Source organism: Citrobacter sp. LJND-P06, assembly GCF_058188415.1.
Window position 1 is genome coordinate 2,554,787 of record NZ_CP187317.1, and the last position, 19,796, is coordinate 2,574,582.

Genomic DNA, 19,796 nt, shown 5'->3' on the forward strand with positions numbered 1-19,796 from the left:
TCGTTAATCATGAAGCTTCAGACAGCAGACACACCTGTTCAGCCAGACTATTTTTAAACTGTTTACGGTAATCACTCGGGGAACAACCAACATGACGCAGAAACAATTTGGCGAAATGATCGACATTTTCATATCCTACTCGCCATGATATTTCTGCCAGCGAAGAGTCAGTATTGGTCAAAGCAAACTTCGCTTCCGTCATCCGCCGCTGAATAACATAGTTAATCGGGGAAATATGATATTCCTTAGTGAATTCATGACAAATATAACTGACGCTGGCACGAAATTTTTTTGATAACTGATCGAGCGTAATTTTTTCCCGGTAGTTGTTATTGAGATAAACAAGAATATCTTTAATCAAAACATCTTTTTTAATATGTCCCTGTTCTGAACGGTAAGCATTTTTAAAGTTTTCATAGAATAAAACCGTCAGTGCATAAGCAAAAGCGTCACAAACTGAGGTCGCCGAACCGTGTTTACTTTGCGGTAATACCACGCTGAGTTCATTAAAAATACTTTTGATCACCTCTTTTCCCTGACCGATGGAAACCACCGGACATGAATGTGTTTGCAACAACTGGTTTTCCTCCCAATCCTGGAAACGAAAGCCGTGTAGCGCACAGGTGAACGTGGTGGCAGGCGAGTTAACATCGGAGGTGACAGCATGTAACCGCCCACGTTCAATCACCACAATATCATCCTCATGAGCGACATAGAGTGACGAATCAATAATGAATTTGGCGACTCCTTTTTTGACATAAATCAATTCCGTCTCATTATCATGAACATGATGCCCAGACTCCCATTTGGGATCATCGCTGATGACAAAGCGAGAAAATCGCGGTGTCTTACCCTGGTCAAAAAGGGGTTCCATTGCGTTATCAAAACATCGTTGATACATGACAACCTCCACACGAAGATAGAAATCCAGAACAATATAATGAGGATAAAATAAAGCGAGAATGGAGGTTATACAACTGCAATAAACGACGGCAAAACAAGATTGTTTGCTTAGCATGCAAGATAACACATTCATTCAGCCTTAATTATCTGGCTGGCTTTACTTTTGCAGTACTGTTCTCATTTTTTTTGCAAGATTCCTGGCGATGAAAACAGATTGCTCCCTCGAAAAAAGTCCTGCGTCTATCGCACACTAACTCCAGTCAATTTTTACTATCCGCCGATGACGGCACCCGATGCCATCCTCAGCATGTGACTCACAGGAGATGCCATGAAAATAATTACCTGCTTTAAGCTGGTGCCTGAAGAACAGGACATTGTAGTTACTCCCGAACATGCCCTCAGTTTTGACAATGCCGACGCTAAAATCAGCCAGTTCGATCTCAATGCCATTGAAGCGGCGGCACAATTGGCTGCTGATGACGATGAAATCGCCGCACTAACGGTGGGAGGATCGCTGCTGCAAAACTCGAAAGTTCGTAAAGATGTCCTCTCCCGGGGACCACATGCACTGTATATGGTGCAGGATGCGAAGCTGGAACACGCCTTACCGAAGGATACCGCTCAGGTGCTGGCCGCTACGGCACAGAAGATTGGCTTTGATCTGATACTGTTCGGCGAAGGTTCTGGCGACCTCTACGCCCAGCAAGTCGGTCTGTTGGTGGGTGAAATCCTGCAACTACCGGTTATTAATGCGGTAAGCAACATCCAACGCCACGGCAATCACCTTATCGTAGAACGTACGCTGGAGGAGGATGTTGAAGTCATTGAGCTGCCGCTACCCGCTGTTCTTTGTGTGACGTCGGATATCAACACCCCTCGCATCCCCTCAATGAAAGCCATCCTGGGTGCAGGCAAAAAAACCATTAATCAGTGGCAGGCAAGCGATATTGGCTGGAGTCAGTCCACGCTGACGGCAGAACTCACCGGAATCATCGTACCGCCACAGACCGCGCGCAAGCACATTATTCTGGACAGTGATACACCCGAAGCTATCGCTGAACTTGCAGAACACCTGAAAAAAGCCCTGAACTAAGCCCCACGGAGAAATCATCATGAGCCAATTAAACAACGTCTGGGTCTTTAGCGATAACGTGGAACGCTACGCGGAACTGATGGCGGGGGCCCGTTTATGGGGCCAGCAGGTCTATGCCATTGTTCTGGGTACTGAACAGATAGACCGCATTAAGTCCTTCGCCCCTGACGGCATCATCGTTCTGGAGAAACATTCCGGTCTGCAGCGAGTCGAAAATTACGCCGAAACCCTTGCCGCACAAATCAAAGAGAAAGGGGATGGTCTGCTGCTAATGGCCGCCACCAAACGATGCAAAGCGCTGGGGGCTCGTTTGAGCGTGCTGCTGGATGCCGCAATGGTCAACGATGCCACCACGGTGAGCCTCGAGCCTGACCTGTCTGCTCAACACCGTATGTACGGTGGGCTGGCATTTGGTCGGGAGAAGCTAAACAGCACAGTTGCCATTATCACTCTCGCGCCCGGAGTGATGGAACCCATCGAAGCCAATCCGACTTATGACTGCCCTATCGTAAGCGCTGCGTATATCTCACCACGCCATGAGATTCTCTGCCTGGAACGGCGAACGAAAACACTTAGCAGCGTTGATCTCAGCAAAGCAAAGCGCGTGGTGGGCGTCGGACGTGGTCTGGTCGCGCAAGACGATCTCAATATGGTGAGAGAACTGGCCACCGTGCTGGGGGCTGAAGTCGGTTGTTCGCGTCCGATTGCCGAAGGTGAAAACTGGATGGAACGCGAACGTTACATCGGCGTGTCCGGCGTACTGCTGAAATCTGACCTGTACCTGGCGCTGGGTATCTCTGGACAGATCCAGCATATGGTAGGCGGTAACGGAGCCAAAGTGATTATTGCTATCAACAAAGATAAAAACGCGCCGATTTTTAACTACGCCGATTATGGACTGGTAGGCGATATCTACAAGGTCATCCCTGCCCTGATAGAAAAATTGCGTTAACCCTCACCTTTTACCCACAGATCCCGCTGTACGCACAGCGGGAAGGGAGCATAAAGCATGTCGGATGAAAAATTTGACGCCATTGTGGTCGGCGCTGGCGTGGCAGGAACGGTGGCGGCATACGTGATGGCGAAAGCCGGACTGGATGTGCTGATCATTGAGCGCGGAAACAGTGCGGGCAGTAAAAATATGACTGGGGGTCGCCTCTATGCCCACAGTCTCGAAAGTATCATGCCAGGGTTTGCCCAGCAGGCTCCCATTGAACGCAAAGTCACCCGTGAGAAAATTTCGTTTATGACCGGGGATAGCGCCGTCACTCTCGATTACCATCGCGAACATCCAGAGATCCCATCGCAGACCTCTTATACCGTGTTGCGCAATCGACTTGATCCCTGGCTAATGGAACAAGCCGAACTGGCTGGCGCGCAATTTATTCCCGGCGTTCGCGTTGATTCGCTGATCCGGGAAGGAAACCAGGTGACTGGCGTGCAAGCCGGTGACGATATTCTTGAAGCCAATATTGTCATTCTGGCCGATGGTGTTAATTCGATGCTGGGCCGCTCGCTGGGTATGGTTCCCGCATCATCAGCCCACCACTATGCCGTCGGTGTCAAAGAGTTGATTGCCCTCTCCCCCACGCAAATCGAAGATCGCTTTAATCTGTCAGGTGATGAAGGCGCAGCCTGGCTGTTTGCCGGTTCTCCCTCAAATGGCCTGATGGGCGGCGGTTTTCTCTATACCAATCGTGATTCTCTCTCTCTCGGTCTGGTATGTGGGCTCGGTGATATGGCTCATGCGCAGAAAAGCGTCCCGCAGATGCTGGAAGATTTTAAACAGCATCCCTCCATTCGCCCGCTGATTCAGGGTGGCAAGCTGCTGGAATACTCGGCACACATGGTGCCGGAAGGTGGACTCGCGATGGTGCCACAACTGGTCAATGACGGTGTGATGATTGTCGGCGATGCCGCCGGATTCTGTCTCAACCTGGGTTACACGGTTCGCGGAATGGATTTAGCCATCGCCTCTGCGGAAGCCGCAGCGAAAACGGCGATCGCCGCAAAAGAACGACAGGATTTCTCTGCCCGCACACTGTCGGAGTACAAAAGCGCGCTGGAGCAGAGTTGTGTGATGCGAGACATGCAGCATTTTCGCAAGATCCCGGCACTGATGGAAAACCCTCGCCTGTTTACTCAGTATCCGCGTATGGCGGCAGACATCATGAACGAGATGTTCACCGTTGATGGTCGCCCGAATCAACCGATCCGCAAGATGATTCTGTCCCATGCGAAACAGGTAGGGCTGATGAATTTACTGAAAGATGGCATCAAAGGAGCGACGGCACTATGAGCCAGGAGAATCGCGTTAATGTCGACGTCAAATTGGGCGTCAATAAATTTCATGTTGATGAGGGTCATCCACACATCGTTCTGACACCCCACCCGGACAGTAAGGAATTTCGTAAATTACTGAACGCTTGTCCCGCTGGTCTCTACAAACAGGACGATGCAGGTAACATACATTTCGATTCAGCAGGCTGCCTGGAGTGCGGAACCTGCCGGGTACTCTGCGGCGATACCATTCTTGAAAAATGGGAATACCCGGCCGGCACCTTTGGTATTGATTTCCGCTACGGCTGATGAATTGTTCTGCCGGATAGCGGTGCGAGGTTGTCTTATCCGGTCTACAAAATTTGCAGTATGTAGGTCGGATAAGGCCAGCGGCCATCCGACAAGATCCGCCACCAGAATCAACTGAGAACAGCCAATGAGTGTCACATTAACGTTTAACACCGAGCGCCGGGATTCCTACCGTAAGCTTGGCTTTTGGGGCGATGCTTCGCTCGGAGACTACTGGCAGCAGACCGTTCTGGCTGTGCCAGATAAAGTCGCCGTAGTTGATAATCACGGTACGTCTTACACCTATGCCGCACTTGACTATGCAGCAAGCTGTCTGGCCACCTGGATGCTCAACAACGGAATCCAACCCGGCAATCGCGTCGCATTTCAGCTTCCTGGCTGGTGCGAATTTACCGTTATCTACCTGGCTTGTCTGAAGACAGGCGCCGTTTCCGTACCACTGCTACCTTCCTGGCGTGAAGCCGAGCTGGTGTGGGTATTGAACAAATGTCAGGCGAAAATGTTCTTTGCCCCCACCGTTTTCAAACAGACTCGTCCTGTCGACTTGATTCTCCCCTTGCAAAACCAGTTACCCCATCTGAACCAGATAGTCGGCGTTGATAAACGGGCTCCTGCCACCACCTCTCTTGCCCTGAGTCAGTTGATTAACGACAATGCACCACTGACAGACTGCGTTAAGGTTCACGGTGACGCGCTGGCCGCCGTACTGTTTACGTCCGGCACCGAAGGTATGCCAAAGGGCGTCATGCTCACTCATAACAATATCCTCGCCAGCGAACGTGCCTACTGCGCCCGCCTCAATCTGACCTGGCTGGATGTGTTTCTGATGCCAGCCCCATTGGGTCATGCCACCGGCTTTTTACATGGCGTGACGGCACCATTTCTGATTGGCGCACGCAGTGTGTTGTTAGACATTTTCACCCCGACGGAATGTCTTACTTTACTGGAACAACAACGCTGTACCTGCGTTCTGGGAGCCACGCCGTTTGTCTACGACCTGCTGTGTACAGTCGAACAGCAACCCGCCGATCTCTCCTCGCTACGTTTCTTTTTATGTGGCGGCACAACCATTCCGAAGAAAGTTGCACGCGACTGCCAGCAGCTCGGCATAAAACTGCTTAGCGTCTATGGTTCGACGGAAAGCTCGCCGCATGCGGTCGTAAATCTGGACGATCCGCTCTCACGAATGATGAACACCGACGGCTATGCTGCCGACGGTGTGGAGATCAAAGTTGTGGATGACGCACGTAACACATTACCGCCAGGTGCTGAGGGCGAAGAGGCTTCGCGCGGGCCGAACGTGTTTATGGGGTATCTCGACGAACCGGAACTGACCGCCCGCGCACTGGATAACGAGGGATGGTACTACAGCGGCGATCTCTGTCGAATGGACGAATCAGGTTACATAAAGATAACCGGACGCAAGAAAGACATTATCGTACGTGGGGGCGAAAACATTAGCAGTCGCGAGGTCGAAGATATTCTGTTGCAACACCCCCGAATTCATGATGCCTGCGTCGTCGCCATGCCAGATGAGCGCTTAGGAGAACGGTCGTGCGCTTATGTGGTATTAAAAGCGCCGCACCACTCGCTTTCGCTGGAAGAAGTCGTCGCCTTTTTTAGCCGTAAGCGGGTAGCCAAATACAAATATCCGGAACATATCGTCGTTATCGATAAATTACCCAGAACAGCATCCGGTAAGATTCAAAAGTTCTTGTTACGCGAGGATATCATTCAGCGTTTACGCGTTGAATACGCTGAGGTATAGATTGCCGGATGGCGACACTAACGCGTCTTATCCGGCCTACGTTCGCTGCTTCCCGTAGGCCAGATCTCGCGTTTAGAACGCCATCCGGCGTGACATTACTTCTTCAGTTCCGCCAGGCTCAGCCAGGTTTGCACAACGGTGTCCGGGTTCAACGAAAGACTGTCGATCCCCTCTTCCATCAGCCACGCGGCAAAGTCTTCGTGGTCGGACGGGCCCTGACCGCAAATGCCCACGTACTTCCCTTGTTTCTTCGCTGCACGAATCGCCATCGACAGCAGTGCTTTGACCGCATCGTTACGTTCATCGAACAGTGCAGAAACAACACCGGAGTCACGGTCAAGACCCAGCGTGAGCTGTGTCATGTCGTTGGAGCCGATCGAGAAACCATCAAAGTACTCGAGGAACTGCTCTGCCAGCAAGGCGTTGGACGGGATCTCACACATCATGATGAGCTTCAGTCCGTTTTCACCGCGTTTCAGTCCCTGGCGCGCCAGCTCTTCTACCACCGCTTTCGCCTGATCAACCGTACGTACAAACGGGATCATGATTTCAACGTTGGTCAGCCCCATGTCATTGCGCACGCGTTTAACCGCATCACATTCAAGCGCGAAACAGTCACGGAAGCTATCCGAAACATAACGGCCAGCGCCACGGAAGCCCAGCATCGGGTTCTCTTCTTCTGGCTCATAACGTTCGCCGCCCACCAGGTTGGCGTATTCGTTCGATTTAAAATCAGAGAGACGCACGATGACGCGTTTCGGGAAAAATGCAGCGCCCAGCGTCGCGATGCCTTCCGTCAAACGGCCAACGTAGAACTCACGCGGCGAATCGAAACCTTTCATCATTTCGCGGATTTCGTTTTGCAGCTTCACGTCCTGGTCATCAAACTCCAGCAGCGCACGAGGGTGCACGCCGATCATACGGTTGATGATAAATTCGAGACGCGCCAGGCCAACACCTTCGTTCGGCAAACAGGCAAAGTCAAACGCGCGATCCGGGTTGCCGACGTTCATCATGATCTTCAACGGCAGATCCGGCATGGTTTCAACGCTGGAGCTTTTCACGCTAAAGTCGAGCAAATCAGCATACACATAACCGGTGTCGCCTTCAGAGCAGGAGACGGTGACTTTATCGCCATCTTTCATGCGTTCAGTCGCATCGCCACAACCCACCACTGCCGGGATCCCCAGCTCACGCGCGATGATCGCCGCATGACAGGTACGACCGCCACGGTTAGTCACAATCGCCGCGGCTTTCTTCATGATCGGTTCCCAGTCCGGGTCGGTCATGTCAGTGACCAGCACATCGCCCGGCTCGATACGGTTCATCTCGCTGATGTCCTGAATGACCTTCACGGTGCCCGCGCCGATACGGTGGCCAATGGCACGGCCTTCCGCAACAATTTTGCCCTGGGCATGCAGCGTGTAACGCTCCATCACCTGACCGCGTGAGCGAACAGTTTCCGGGCGCGCCTGGACAATGAACAATTTGCCGGTGTGACCGTCTTTTGCCCATTCGATGTCCATCGGGCGACCGTAATGTTTCTCGATCTGCACCGCTTGTTTCGCCAGTTCTTGTACTTCCTCGTTGGTCAGCGAGAAAATGTCGCGTTGTTCCTGCGGCACATCTTCAATTTTGACCTGCTTTCCGTGCTCCTGGGTCGGCGCATAGACCATACGGATTTTTTTCGAACCCATCGTGCGACGAACAATGGAGGGACGGTTTGCCGCCAACGTCGGTTTGTGCACATAGAACTCGTCCGGGTTAACCGCGCCCTGCACCACCATCTCGCCCAGACCCCAGGCTGAAGTAATGAAGACGACCTGGTCGAAACCCGACTCCGTATCAATGGAGAACATCACGCCGGACGAGGCGAGATCTGAACGCACCATGCGCTGAACGCCCGCAGAGAGCGCAACGCCGCGGTGGTCATAACCCTGATGCACACGGTAAGAAATCGCACGATCGTTAAACAACGACGCGAAGACATGTTTCACCGCCACCAGCACAGCATCAAACCCCTGCACGTTGAGGAAGGTCTCCTGCTGGCCCGCAAATGATGCGTCTGGCATATCTTCTGCCGTTGCGGAAGAACGCACCGCAAACGAGGCGTGAGCATCATCCGCAGAAAGCTGCGCGTACGCATCGCGGATGGCATTTTCCAGCTCAGGCTGGAAAGGAGTGTCGATAATCCACTGGCGGATCTGCGCCCCGGCTTTCGCCAGCGCAGTGACATCGTCAATATCCGTTTTGTCCAGCAGTTCATAAATGCGCTGGTTTACGCCGCTTTGATCCAGAAATTGGTCAAACGCATCGGCAGTTGTCGCAAACCCATTCGGTACTGAAACACCCATACCGGAGAGGTTAGTAATCATTTCACCCAGGGAGGCATTTTTGCCCCCAACTCTGTCTACATCATTCATGCCGAGTTGGTTATACCAAAGCACCAGCGGTGACGAGCCATTGTTGGACATCGAACAATCCTTTTGATAAATGAACGAGTTTAGGAAACACATTATTGCGTATTTATCTTGGCATATTTAACCCGCCGAAAAAAACGGTGAATCGTTCAAGCAAATATATTTTTTCTCTTTTCAGATTGTTTCCGCATTTGCGCAAAGCCACAGAGTACGGGCGATCCCCCTAAAAACTGCTGGTATAAACATCAGTTCCAAAAAATGAAATGTACTTTTCAGTAAATATAAAAATAGCGTTTCATTTTATAAAATAAGATCTGAGTTATACGCTTCTGTCTTTTTTTAATTTATGCTTTCAGAGAATTATGTGGGCTCTTCAGGATGAACAAAATGGATAATGTTGTTGATCGTCATGTTTTTTATATTTCTGATGGTACGGCCATCACTGCCGAAGTGCTGGGACATGCTGTCATGTCGCAGTTTCCCGTGACGATCAGTAGCATCACGCTGCCGTTTGTCGAAAATGAGAGCCGCGCCAGGGCGGTCAAAGACCAGATCGACGCCATCTTTCAGCAAACTGGCGTGCGCCCGCTGGTGTTCTACTCTATTGTACTGCCTGAAATTCGCGCGATCATTTTGCAAAGCGCTGGTTTTTGTCAGGATATTGTGCAGGCGCTGGTTGCCCCGCTGCAGCAAGAAATGAAGCTCGACCCCACCCCGATTGCCCATCGCACCCACGGTCTTAATCCCGGCAATCTCAATAAGTATGACGCGCGTATCGCCGCCATTGACTACACCCTCGCGCATGATGATGGCATTTCGTTGCGCAACCTCGATCAGGCGCAGGTGATCCTGTTGGGCGTCTCACGTTGTGGAAAAACCCCGACCAGTCTGTATCTGGCAATGCAGTTTGGCATCCGGGCGGCAAACTACCCCTTTATTGCTGATGATATGGATAATCTGGTTTTACCCGCCTCTCTGAAACCTCTCCAGCACAAACTTTTTGGTCTGACGATTGAGGCGGAACGTCTGGCAGCCATTCGCGAAGAACGCCGTGAAAACAGTCGTTATGCCTCACTGCGTCAGTGTCGGATGGAAGTGGCGGAAGTTGAAGCGCTGTATCGTAAAAACCAGATCCCGTGGTTGAACAGTACCAATTACTCGGTAGAGGAAATTGCGACTAAAATTCTCGACATTATGGGATTGAATCGCCGAATGTACTAATAGGCTAGTACAATGATTCAATTTTGGTTATCATCTCTTATCGCTTGCGAGGTGTGACACGCCTCGCACTTGAAATCAGCAGGGATTGGTTTATCGTGATGCCCATCACTTCCCGGTAGTCCTGCCGTTGAAGCAACAAATTTCTGAGAGATGTAATGAACAGAACCGACGAACTCCGTACTGCGCGTATAGACAGTCTTGTCACCCCCGCCGAATTGGCGCTACGACATCCCGTATCGTCCGCTGTTGCAAGCCACGTGACCGACTCGCGACGCCGGATTGAAAAGATATTGAATGGTGAAGATCCCCGCCTGCTGGTGATCATTGGCCCTTGCTCAATTCACGATCTTGATGCAGCAATGGATTACGCCAGTCGTTTGCAAACGCTACGTGCAAAACATCAGGCGCGCCTGGAAATCGTCATGCGCACCTATTTTGAAAAGCCGCGCACCGTCGTTGGCTGGAAAGGCTTAATTTCCGATCCTGATCTAAACGGCAGCTACCGTGTCAACCACGGCATTGAACTGGCACGAAAATTACTGCTGAAAGTCAATGAATTAGGCGTACCGACAGCGACTGAATTTCTCGATATGGTGACGGGTCAGTTTATCGCCGACCTGATCAGTTGGGGAGCCATTGGCGCACGAACCACAGAAAGTCAGATCCACCGTGAAATGGCTTCCGCACTCTCCTGCCCGGTTGGATTTAAAAACGGTACGGATGGCAACACGCGCATTGCCGTCGACGCCATTCGCGCCTCCCGCGCCAGTCATATGTTCCTCTCACCGGATAAATCCGGGCAGATGACCATTTATCAGACCAGCGGCAACCCCTATGGTCATATCATTATGCGTGGCGGTAAAAAGCCCAATTACCACGCTGAAGATATTGCTGCCGCCTGCGATACCTTGCACGAGTTTAATCTCCCGGAACATCTGGTGGTGGACTTTAGTCACGGCAATTGCCAAAAGCAGCACCGCCGCCAATTGGACGTGTGTGATGACGTTTGCCAGCAAATTCGTAATGGTTCCACCGCGATTGCCGGGGTCATGGCCGAAAGTTTCTTGCGTGAAGGCACGCAAAAAATCGTTAGCGGTCAGCCGCTGGTGTACGGTCAGTCAATTACCGACCCTTGCCTGAACTGGGAAGACACCGAACTGTTACTGGAAAAATTAGCCTCCGCCGTGGAGTACCGTTTTTGATGTACGGCCCATTCCTTCGGGGATGGGCGTTTCCTTTCTCATCTGGCTTTTCACCCTCTTCGCTTCGCATCATCACGTAACAGCCCATTTAACACTTGCCGTTACCGCCCATATTATTGATAATAATAATCATTGTTAAATTGATTTTTATTAAAGAACGCTATGTCACGTATGGATCGCACCGAGTCACCGCATTCTAAGGAAAAGAGCAGCGTCCCTCCCCCCAACGATATCGAGCGACGGATCAGCAGTCAGACGTTATTAGGCCCACAAGGAAAAGTGATCATCGATCATGATGGTCAGGAGTATCTGCTGCGTAAAACGAACGCCGGTAAGCTTCTCCTGACCAAATAAGCTGTTCTAGCTTGAGCAACTGACTTCCAGCCGTTTTCCCCAGTCGGGAGGACGGCTGACATAGTCATCATCTCTGTCGGTAAACGGTGTGCGCAGTACCTGATGCAGTTGGTGCAATTCGCGCGTATCCCCACGTTCCGCATTCTCGATAGCACGCTGGGCCAGCCAGTTACGCAGTACCACCGCAGGGTTGGCGCGCTGCATGTGTTGCTGACGCAATGCATCATCAACCTGTTCCCGTTGCAGGCGAGCACGATACTGCATGAACCACGCGTCAAAGGCGGCACGGTCAACAAACTCATCCCGCAGCGGAGATGCCGCGCTTTGCTGCTCTGTCTGGCTCAACATTCTGAATGTCCGGGTATAGTCGCTTCCCTCACGCGCCATCAGGCTGAACAGGGCATTGAGCAACGCATTATCGTCTTTCTGTTCGCTAAAGAACCCCAGCTTTTGCCGCATCCGCTGGCCGTAGCGCGTCAGCAGGGCCAGTTGATAGCCATCCAGCGCATCATTGAGCGTCTCAACCGGTATGAACGGAGAAAGCGTCTGTGCCAGTCGTTGTAAGTTCCAGAGCCCCACAGCGGGTTGGTTATCAAAACTGTAGCGTCCCTGGTGGTCGGAATGATTGCAAATTAGCCCCGGCTGATAATCATCCAGAAAACCAAACGGACCATAATCGATCGTCAATCCCAGGATAGACATATTGTCGGTATTCATCACGCCATGGGCGAATCCCACGGTCTGCCAGGCAGCAATAAGCGCGGCCGTGCGCGATACCACATCCCGAAACCAGAGCGTGTATTTATCGTCGTCATCCTGCAAATGAGGCCAGTAGTGGCGAATCGCAAAGTCGGCCAGTTGGCGCACTTTTTCAGGTTCACGGCGATAATAGAAGTGTTCGAAATGGCCGAAACGCATATGGCTTTGCGCCAGGCGCATCAGCATTGCACCGGTTTCCGGCGTTTCACGGTAAACCGGGGAATCGCTGGTTACAATCGACAGCGCCCGGGTTGTTGGGATCCCCAGGTAATGCATCGCCTCACTGGCCAGACTCTCTCTGATTGTTGAGCGCAGTACCGCTCGCCCATCACCCATACGCGAATACGGGGTTAACCCCGCACCTTTCAGATGCCAGTCAAGCGTCGTGCCATCCGGCAGGAGTTGTTCTCCCAGCAGAATGCCGCGTCCGTCACCAAGTTGTCCTGCCCAGACACCAAACTGATGTCCGCTGTAAACCTGGGCCAGAGGCGACATACCGGGAAGTAAAGATTCACCACCCCAGACACCCGCCCCACGTTCAACATCAAAAAGTGTGGCTGGAATATCAAGCTGTTGGGCCAAAGCATCATTATGCCAAATCACACGGGCATTGCTCAGGGGAGTTGGGGAAAGAGCGGTATACGTTGCCGGCAACTCATCGCGCCAGCGGGCGGTAAAAGACAGGGTCATAGGGCCTCCTGTTTGTAGTGTAGTCGGTTACTACCGTCTTAAACACCAGCAAATAGAAGGGTTATCGCTGTACCAGAGACATAATCTGGCCGACCGATACGGCTGGCCACAAACAGCCCTGCAATACGCTGAAACCTAAAGGGGCTACGCGTGTCTTTATCTCTTCAGTATCGATACCCGCAATTATAACGGAATCACAACAGGATGATATTTGCGAAACAATAGCCTGCATAAACGGTTCAAATGAAATGCTCATCGCTCTGTGCTGAACAAAACTTTTATCCAGCGCAACCCGTTTGAAAAGACCGTCAAAAATGGCTTTCATCGAAGAATCACCGGCACCAAAATTAGCCAGTATGAGTGGAAAGTGCGCCGCTAATTTCGCCAGTTTTGGATTTTCTTTTCCACGATTTAATTCAGGGTAATTTTCATTAATCATTAATTCAAGAAATGAAAATCGCTTAACACGCGCGTTAAACGCATCGTCATATATTAATGCGTCAACCACTGCTGGCGTTAATTTAATCCAGGCATTCAATTTTTGTTGAATAAAAAAATGTTGGCACGTTTCAATAAGTGAGAGTTTTTCGTCGAATAAACAGCGCTGTTCTTCTGCCGACAACCGGGGCATGACCAGCTCTGTCGGCATACGTACAGAGCCATCGTCACTGACAAAGTTTGCAATGATTTCTAAACCGACAAGATCCCCTTTTACACTCCGTGCGGGCAGAAACCAGAGATCGGAGTGATAGGAATTATCCAGTGAAACAATCATTTTGCCAGCCCCGCTGTTTGGGTGTAATCCGGCATCCTGTAACAACGGATGGAAAACGACTTCATTTCAGAGACTAATGGGGGTGCTTTCATTTTTTCCTTTTTATCCGGTAAACCGGGTCCTTTTTTTAGCTTATCCTGATTATAAACCAATATCCAGTTTTACACTTTTTCATTAGGTTTGCGTGAATTTACGCTAACCACATTACTTTCATGAATAGTATGGTTATCAGGAAACCAGCCTTATGTCATTAATCGCAAAACTCCATTTATAAATACGGATGATAAGGCAGGAAAACCTTGTCATCCGCATGATTAAATTCGTCGGGCCTGCCAAAAATTTTTGCGCCAGTAGACATTGTCGAGAGACGAACGCATCACCCCTCTACTGGTCGACGCATGGATAAATTGATTATTGGTGTCATAGATGCCGACATGCAAACCACTCTCACCCGAACCGGTTTTAAAGAAAACCAGATCTCCGGGCAGGAGATCATCTTTATCGATTTCCGTACCAATTTTGGACTGTTGTCGGGTGTCTCGCGGCAGTTGCAGAGAGAACTGATCGCGCATCGTCATCAAAACAAACCCTGAGCAGTCCACGCCGCTACGGCTCATTCCGCCATAACGATACGGTGTCCCTCGCCAGTTCTGTAACTGATCATTAAGACCCGCGATCACCGTAATGGAATCCGAAAGTCTGGCATTTGGTGCAGGAGCGCGATGGCTGCTACACCCAGCTAACACCAGTGCTGCGATAAGAAGTAACCAAAAACGCATTCAGGACGAATCCTCTTTTTTATTTTTATATCTATATAGCGTGGAAAGCGCCTTATTTTCAAGAAACCATTTAACTTAAGTGGTTGATATGAGCATTCTGTGTCCTTCCACATCAAGCCGCCGGAAGTTTAACCCATAAGCGCGGGCTAAATTGGGCGGCGTCAGCACCTCTTCACGCGGCCCACAGGCAATCAACGCCCCACGTTTCAACAACCACGCCTGATGCGCATGGCGTAACGTGTGGTTAAGATCATGGCTGCTCATCACGACAGCAATTCCCTGAAGGCAAAGCCGACTGAGCAATCGGTCCAGCGCGTTTTGTTGCGCAACATCCAGACTGTTCATCGGTTCGTCCAGAAGCAATAATTGCCCGTGAGGATTAGAGTCCGGTGAAATTTGCAGCATCACCGCCGCAAGACGGACACGTTGCCACTCGCCGCCGGAGAGTTGATTCGTGCCCCGTTCCAGTTTATCGCCCAATCCGAGCGCCTCTGCCACCTCTTTCAGCAAATCGGTTCGTGTTTTATCGTGCTGATGAAGCGTCAGATAATGCCAGACAGGCATGGCAAACGGAGGATTTTGCTGTTGCGCAAGGTAGGCGCGATGTTGGGCAAGCTGTGCGGCAGGCCAGGATTCCAGAGCCGTACCGCCAAATACGACGGTTCCGGCACCGCTGGTCAAGCCCGCCATCCGCGCCAAAAGTGTGCTTTTCCCCGCCCCGTTAGGCCCAACAAGATGCAATATTTCACCGGCTTTGATCGAACCTGAAAGTGGACCAAGCCGGGAGCTTTCAGCCACATCCTGTAACTGCATCAACGGAGACATTATTTCTCCAACGCCAGTTTGATACTTTCCATGACAATGGGATCGTCAGGCGTCATGTCGGGTGAAAAACGCTGCACAACATGACCATCCCGGCTCACTAAAAATTTCTCAAAGTTCCACAAAATATCGTCAGGATACAACGGCGCACGCCCTTTACTCACCATCCGCTCATAAAAACCGCTCCCCTGTGGGGCAACGGCCGCAGGCGCGGCAGCGACCAATTTTTGGTACAACGGGTGGCGGTCGTCGCCATTGACGTCAATTTTGCTGAACATCGGGAACGTCACGCCCCAGGTGGTGGCGCAGTACGTTTTTATCTCATCTTCGCTGCCCGGTTCCTGCCCGAGGAACTGGTTGCACGGAAAACCCAACACGGCAAATCCACGTTCGCCCCAGGTTTTTTGCAGGTTTTCCAGTTGTTCATACTGCGGCGTTAAACCGCATTTTGACGCCACGTTAACGATCAGCAATACATTTCCGGCATATTTCGCCAGCGAGATCTCCTCGCCGTCGATGCTTGTCACTTGAGTGTTGAGAATGGTCTTTTGCATAACGTCTCCCGGGTAACAGACGAATGAGTATTGAACAACATCAGTTTCTAATCATAGACCGAACAGCGATGATCTTTGTATTTAACGTCCTGCTTTTAATAGTAACCAGATGAAGACAGGCGCCCCCAACGTGGCCGTTACCACGCCTATAGGAAGTTCTGCGGAGGCGAGCGCCAGTCGGGCAACCACATCCGCCGTCAACAACGCAATCGCGCCCGCCAGCGCACAAGCAGGCAATAAGACACGATGGTCAGTTAACCCGCATAAACGCAAGATATGAGGAATAACCAAACCGATAAAACCGATTGCCCCGGCCAGCGCCACGCTTACGCCAACCATCCATCCTGTCGCCACCACCAGAAGATTGCGCCAGAACCATAAAGGCAACCCAAGCTGGCGGGCAGACGTTTCGCCCAATGCCAACATATTCATCGGCTGCGACTGGCAGCAAATCCAGATCAGAACCGGAATCAATGCGATCATCAACCAGCCCTGTTGCCAGTCAACACCGCCGAAGCCACCCATCATCCAGTACATCAACTGGCGCAGGTCAAAAGAGGTGGAAAAATAGATAGCCCACGTCATCAGCGCACTGCAAATTATGCCCAACGCGACACCGGCAAGCAGTAAGCGACTGGTCGAAAGATGACGACGTGCAAAACGCAGTAGAATTAGCGTGATAATGAGTGCGCCTGCAATAGCGCATAGCCCTAACGCCCAACCCGGAAGCTTACCCTGCCCTAACAGCACGGCCGCAATCAGCCCCACGCCAGCGCCGTTGGAGACGCCAAGCAGTCCCGGCTCTGCAAGTGGGTTTTCAAAGAGTGCCTGCATCACCGCGCCGGAGAGTGCCAGTGCGGCCCCGACCAGCAAAACAGCCAGCGTCCGTGGCAGTCGAATTTGCCAGACAAACAGGTCGCCACGGGTTCCAAACCACTCACCAGGACCTATCCACTGTTCTCCGGCACATAAACTTACAGCGGCTGCCAGCAGCGTTAGCGCCGTCAGACTCAGTATCCAGCGCACATGTCGTCGCTGTTGTTGGCGGGCAAAAGTCAGCATATTTTCCATTCTGCTGAAAAGGGATGATCTTGATTTTACGGTGCTTATGCAGCAGTGAAAAGAAAAAAGGCCGCAAAAGCGGCCTTTTTAGTTAGTTAAAATTACTCTTCTTTGGGCGTTGCGTTTTCAACCCGACTCTTTAACTTCTGTCCGGGTCTGAAGGTCACCACGCGCCTTGCTGTAATGGGAATATCTTCGCCCGTTTTCGGGTTACGGCCCGGACGTTGATTCTTATCACGCAGATCGAAGTTACCAAAACCAGAGAGTTTTACCTGCTCACCGTTTTCCAGAGCACGACGGATCTCTTCGAAAAACAGTTCGACCAGTTCTTTGGCATCCCGCTTGCTAAGCCCAAGCTTATCAAACAGATATTCTGACATTTCAGCTTTTGTAAGCGCCATAGGTTCAATCCCTCAATGATGCCTGGAATCGCTCTTTTAATGCCTCTACACATTTGGCGACGGTAGCGGCAATCTCCTCTTCTTCGAGTGTACGGCTGGTATCCTGAAGGATCAGGCTGATAGCGAGGCTCTTATAACCCTCCGCAACACCCTTACCGCGGTACACGTCAAATAAGTTTACGCCAACTACCTGATTTACGCCAACTTTCTTACACTCAGATAAAATATCTGCTGCAGGAACGTTTTCTGCGACCACAACCGCGATATCGCGGCGGTTAGCCGGGAAGCGAGAAATCTCTCCCGCCTGAGGCACCACGCGGTCTGCGAGCTTATTCCACTCCAGTTCAAACACCAGAGTGCGACCGTTGAGATCCAGTTTACGTTCCAGCTCAGGATGAACAACCCCAATAAAACCAATACGTTCACCTTTCAGATAAATCGCTGCGGACTGTCCAGGATGCAGTGCCGGATTGGCTTCTGCTTTGAACTGTACGTCTGCAAGTTTACCGGTCAGGTCCAGCACGGATTCCAGGTCGCCCTTCAGATCATAGAAATCAACGGTCTCTTTTGCCAGGTTCCAGTGCTCATCGTGACGGTTACCGCAAATTACCCCTGCCAGCATTAAGTCCTGACGGATGCCCAGGTTCGCCTGAGTATCAGGAACAAAACGCAGACCGCTTTCGAAAATGCGTACGCGATTCTGCTGACGGTTCTGGTTATAGACAACGGTCGCCAGTAAGCCAGTCCACAGAGACAGGCGCATTGCTGACATTTCTACAGAGATTGGGCTTGGCAGCAGCAGCGCTTCAACACCCGGGTGAATCAATTGCTGTACTTTAGGATCAACAAAGCTATAGGTGATCACTTCCTGATAGCCTTTGTCATTCAGCATCGTTTTGACGCGCTTCAGTGACAGATTGGCTTCACGATGCGTCCCCATGATCAGACCCGCCTGAACAGGCTCATCCGGGATATTGTTATAGCCGTACACGCGCGCCACTTCTTCGACCAGATCTTCTTCAATCTCCATATCGAAGCGCCAGCTCGGTGCAACCGCTTTCCACTCGTCCTGACCTTCAGTCACTTCACAGCCCAGACGACGCAGAATATCGCTCACTTGCTCATCGGCAACGTGATGACCGATCAGGCGATCCAGTTTGCTGCGACGCAGGGTAATGGTCGCACGCTTCGGCAACGTCGCTTCATGGGTGACGTCAATGACCGGGCCAGCTTCACCACCACAAATGTCAATCAGCAGACGGGTCGCACGTTCCATGGCTTTGTGCTGCAAAGCCGGATCCACGCCGCGCTCATAGCGGTGAGATGCGTCAGTGTGCAGGCCATAACGGCGTGCGCGCCCGGTAATAGAGAGCGGGTTGAAGAATGCGCATTCCAGCAGCACATTTTGCGTTTCGTCGTTAACACCAGAGTGTTCGCCACCGAAGATACCGCCCATTGCCAGCGCTTTCTGATGGTCGGCAATGACCAGCGTTTCAGCGTTCAGTTTGGCTTCGGTGCCATCGAGTAGCACCAGAGATTCACCCTCTTTCGCCATACGCACGACAATCCCGCCTTCGATGCGGTCTTTGTCAAATGCGTGCATTGGCTGGCCCAGTTCAAGCAGCACGTAGTTGGTCACGTCAACCACAGCATCAATAGAACGGATACCACAACGACGCAGTTTCTCTTTCATCCACAGCGGCGTTGGCGCTTTAACGTTGATACCTTTGACCACGCGACCCAGGTAGCGCGGACAGGCTTCTGGCGCGTCTACTGCGATAGGCAGCGTATCATTGATCGTCGCCACAACCGGCGCGATTTCCGGCTCAACCAGCGGCGCCTGGTTCAGCACAGCGACGTCGCGAGCGACACCGATAATACCTAAACAGTCGGCACGGTTTGGCGTCACGCTGATCTCGATGGTGTTATCATTGAGTTTCAGGTATTCACGGATGTCAGTACCAATCGGCGCATCCGCAGGCAGTTCAATGATGCCATTGTGATCGTCGGAAATGCCCAGCTCAGAGAAGGAGCACAGCATCCCTTCCGACGGCTCACCGCGCAGCTTAGCCGCTTTAATTTTAAAATCGCCCGGCAATACGGCACCAATTGTCGCCACTGCGACACGCAGCCCCTGGCGGCAGTTTGGCGCGCCGCAGACGATATCCAGCAGGCGTTCACCACCCACATTGACTTTCGTTACGCGCAGCTTGTCGGCGTTAGGGTGCTGACCGCACTCCACCACTTCGCCCACAACCACGCCGTTAAACTCCCCGGCAACCGGATCAACACCATCAACTTCCAGACCCGCCATGGTGATTTGGTTCGACAGCGCATCGCTATCGATAGCCGGGTTTACCCATTCGCGTAACCACAGTTCACTGAATTTCATTATTTATTCCTG

The 19,796-nt window shown here is 51.6% G+C and carries 18 protein-coding genes; 8 read left to right on the forward strand and 10 right to left on the reverse strand.

What is annotated here, in order from left to right; translation table 11 throughout:
- Positions 1-7: 7 nt before the first annotated feature.
- A complete protein-coding gene (locus ACO7SM_RS12230; RefSeq protein WP_490467770.1) occupies positions 8-901 on the reverse strand; it encodes an AraC family transcriptional regulator in 894 nt (297 codons plus the stop codon).
- A gap of 330 nt (positions 902-1,231) precedes the next feature.
- Here ACO7SM_RS12230 and ACO7SM_RS12235 point away from each other — a divergent pair, with 330 nt between their 5' ends.
- The 5 genes from ACO7SM_RS12235 (at position 1,232) to fadK (ending at position 6,353) form a co-directional block, all read left to right on the forward strand.
- Entirely contained in the window at positions 1,232-1,996 is a 765-nt protein-coding gene (locus ACO7SM_RS12235) for an electron transfer flavoprotein (RefSeq protein WP_490467771.1), read from the forward strand.
- Between the two features lie 19 nt (positions 1,997-2,015).
- Positions 2,016-2,948, forward strand: coding sequence for an electron transfer flavoprotein subunit alpha (locus ACO7SM_RS12240; RefSeq protein ID WP_490467772.1), 933 nt, complete (start codon positions 2,016-2,018; stop codon positions 2,946-2,948).
- Positions 2,949-3,005: 57 nt separating this feature from the next.
- Complete coding sequence (locus ACO7SM_RS12245; protein WP_490467773.1) at positions 3,006-4,295, forward strand: FAD-dependent oxidoreductase; 1,290 nt, start codon at positions 3,006-3,008, stop codon at positions 4,293-4,295.
- Complete coding sequence (locus tag ACO7SM_RS12250) at positions 4,292-4,585, forward strand: ferredoxin family protein (protein ID WP_490467774.1); 294 nt, start codon at positions 4,292-4,294, stop codon at positions 4,583-4,585. Before ACO7SM_RS12245 ends, ACO7SM_RS12250 begins: the two co-directional genes overlap by 4 nt.
- 127 nt (positions 4,586-4,712) lie before the next feature.
- Positions 4,713-6,353 carry a medium-chain fatty-acid--CoA ligase gene (gene fadK, locus ACO7SM_RS12255; RefSeq protein WP_490467775.1) on the forward strand — a complete coding sequence of 547 codons (1,641 nt, stop codon included), beginning with the start codon at positions 4,713-4,715 and terminating at the stop codon, positions 6,351-6,353.
- Between the two features lie 95 nt (positions 6,354-6,448).
- Here fadK and ppsA read toward each other — a convergent pair whose 3' ends face one another.
- Positions 6,449-8,827, reverse strand: coding sequence for a phosphoenolpyruvate synthase (gene ppsA, locus ACO7SM_RS12260; RefSeq protein WP_490467776.1), 2,379 nt, complete (start codon positions 8,825-8,827; stop codon positions 6,449-6,451).
- Between the two features lie 333 nt (positions 8,828-9,160).
- Between ppsA and ppsR the strand changes: the two genes are divergently transcribed.
- The 3 genes from ppsR to hemP all read left to right on the forward strand — a co-directional run bounded on the left by ppsR (position 9,161) and on the right by hemP (position 11,550).
- On the forward strand, positions 9,161-9,994 hold the full coding sequence (ppsR, locus tag ACO7SM_RS12265) for a posphoenolpyruvate synthetase regulatory kinase/phosphorylase PpsR (RefSeq protein WP_490467777.1): 834 nt from the start codon (positions 9,161-9,163) through the stop codon (positions 9,992-9,994).
- A 155-nt stretch (positions 9,995-10,149) separates the two neighbouring features.
- Positions 10,150-11,196, forward strand: coding sequence for a 3-deoxy-7-phosphoheptulonate synthase AroH (aroH, locus tag ACO7SM_RS12270; protein WP_490467778.1), 1,047 nt, complete (start codon positions 10,150-10,152; stop codon positions 11,194-11,196).
- A gap of 162 nt (positions 11,197-11,358) precedes the next feature.
- Positions 11,359-11,550: a hemin uptake protein HemP gene (gene hemP, locus ACO7SM_RS12275; protein ID WP_490467779.1), complete on the forward strand. Its 192-nt coding sequence runs from the start codon at positions 11,359-11,361 to the stop codon at positions 11,548-11,550.
- 6 nt (positions 11,551-11,556) lie between these two features.
- Here hemP and selO read toward each other — a convergent pair whose 3' ends face one another.
- The 8 genes from selO to pheT form a co-directional block, all read right to left on the reverse strand.
- Positions 11,557-12,999 (reverse strand): protein adenylyltransferase SelO, encoded by a 1,443-nt coding sequence (selO, locus tag ACO7SM_RS12280; protein ID WP_490467780.1) that lies wholly within the window; start codon positions 12,997-12,999, stop codon positions 11,557-11,559.
- 61 nt (positions 13,000-13,060) lie between these two features.
- Positions 13,061-13,774, reverse strand: coding sequence for an EAL domain-containing protein (locus ACO7SM_RS12285; protein WP_490467781.1), 714 nt, complete (start codon positions 13,772-13,774; stop codon positions 13,061-13,063).
- Between the two features lie 314 nt (positions 13,775-14,088).
- On the reverse strand, positions 14,089-14,553 hold the full coding sequence (locus tag ACO7SM_RS12290; RefSeq protein ID WP_490467782.1) for a C40 family peptidase: 465 nt from the start codon (positions 14,551-14,553) through the stop codon (positions 14,089-14,091).
- 75 nt (positions 14,554-14,628) lie between these two features.
- Entirely contained in the window at positions 14,629-15,378 is a 750-nt protein-coding gene (gene btuD, locus ACO7SM_RS12295) for a vitamin B12 ABC transporter ATP-binding protein BtuD (protein WP_490467783.1), read from the reverse strand.
- Positions 15,378-15,929, reverse strand: a complete 552-nt coding sequence (locus tag ACO7SM_RS12300; protein ID WP_490467784.1) for a glutathione peroxidase — start codon at positions 15,927-15,929, stop codon at positions 15,378-15,380. The genes btuD and ACO7SM_RS12300 overlap by 1 nt, the downstream gene beginning before the upstream one ends.
- An 81-nt stretch (positions 15,930-16,010) precedes the next feature.
- Positions 16,011-16,991, reverse strand: a complete 981-nt coding sequence (btuC, locus tag ACO7SM_RS12305) for a vitamin B12 ABC transporter permease BtuC (RefSeq protein WP_192612046.1) — start codon at positions 16,989-16,991, stop codon at positions 16,011-16,013.
- 101 nt (positions 16,992-17,092) lie between these two features.
- Positions 17,093-17,392: an integration host factor subunit alpha gene (gene ihfA / locus ACO7SM_RS12310; protein WP_003030571.1), complete on the reverse strand. Its 300-nt coding sequence runs from the start codon at positions 17,390-17,392 to the stop codon at positions 17,093-17,095.
- Positions 17,393-17,396: 4 nt separating this feature from the next.
- On the reverse strand, positions 17,397-19,784 hold the full coding sequence (gene pheT, locus ACO7SM_RS12315) for a phenylalanine--tRNA ligase subunit beta (RefSeq protein ID WP_490467785.1): 2,388 nt from the start codon (positions 19,782-19,784) through the stop codon (positions 17,397-17,399).
- Positions 19,785-19,796 lie beyond the last annotated feature (12 nt).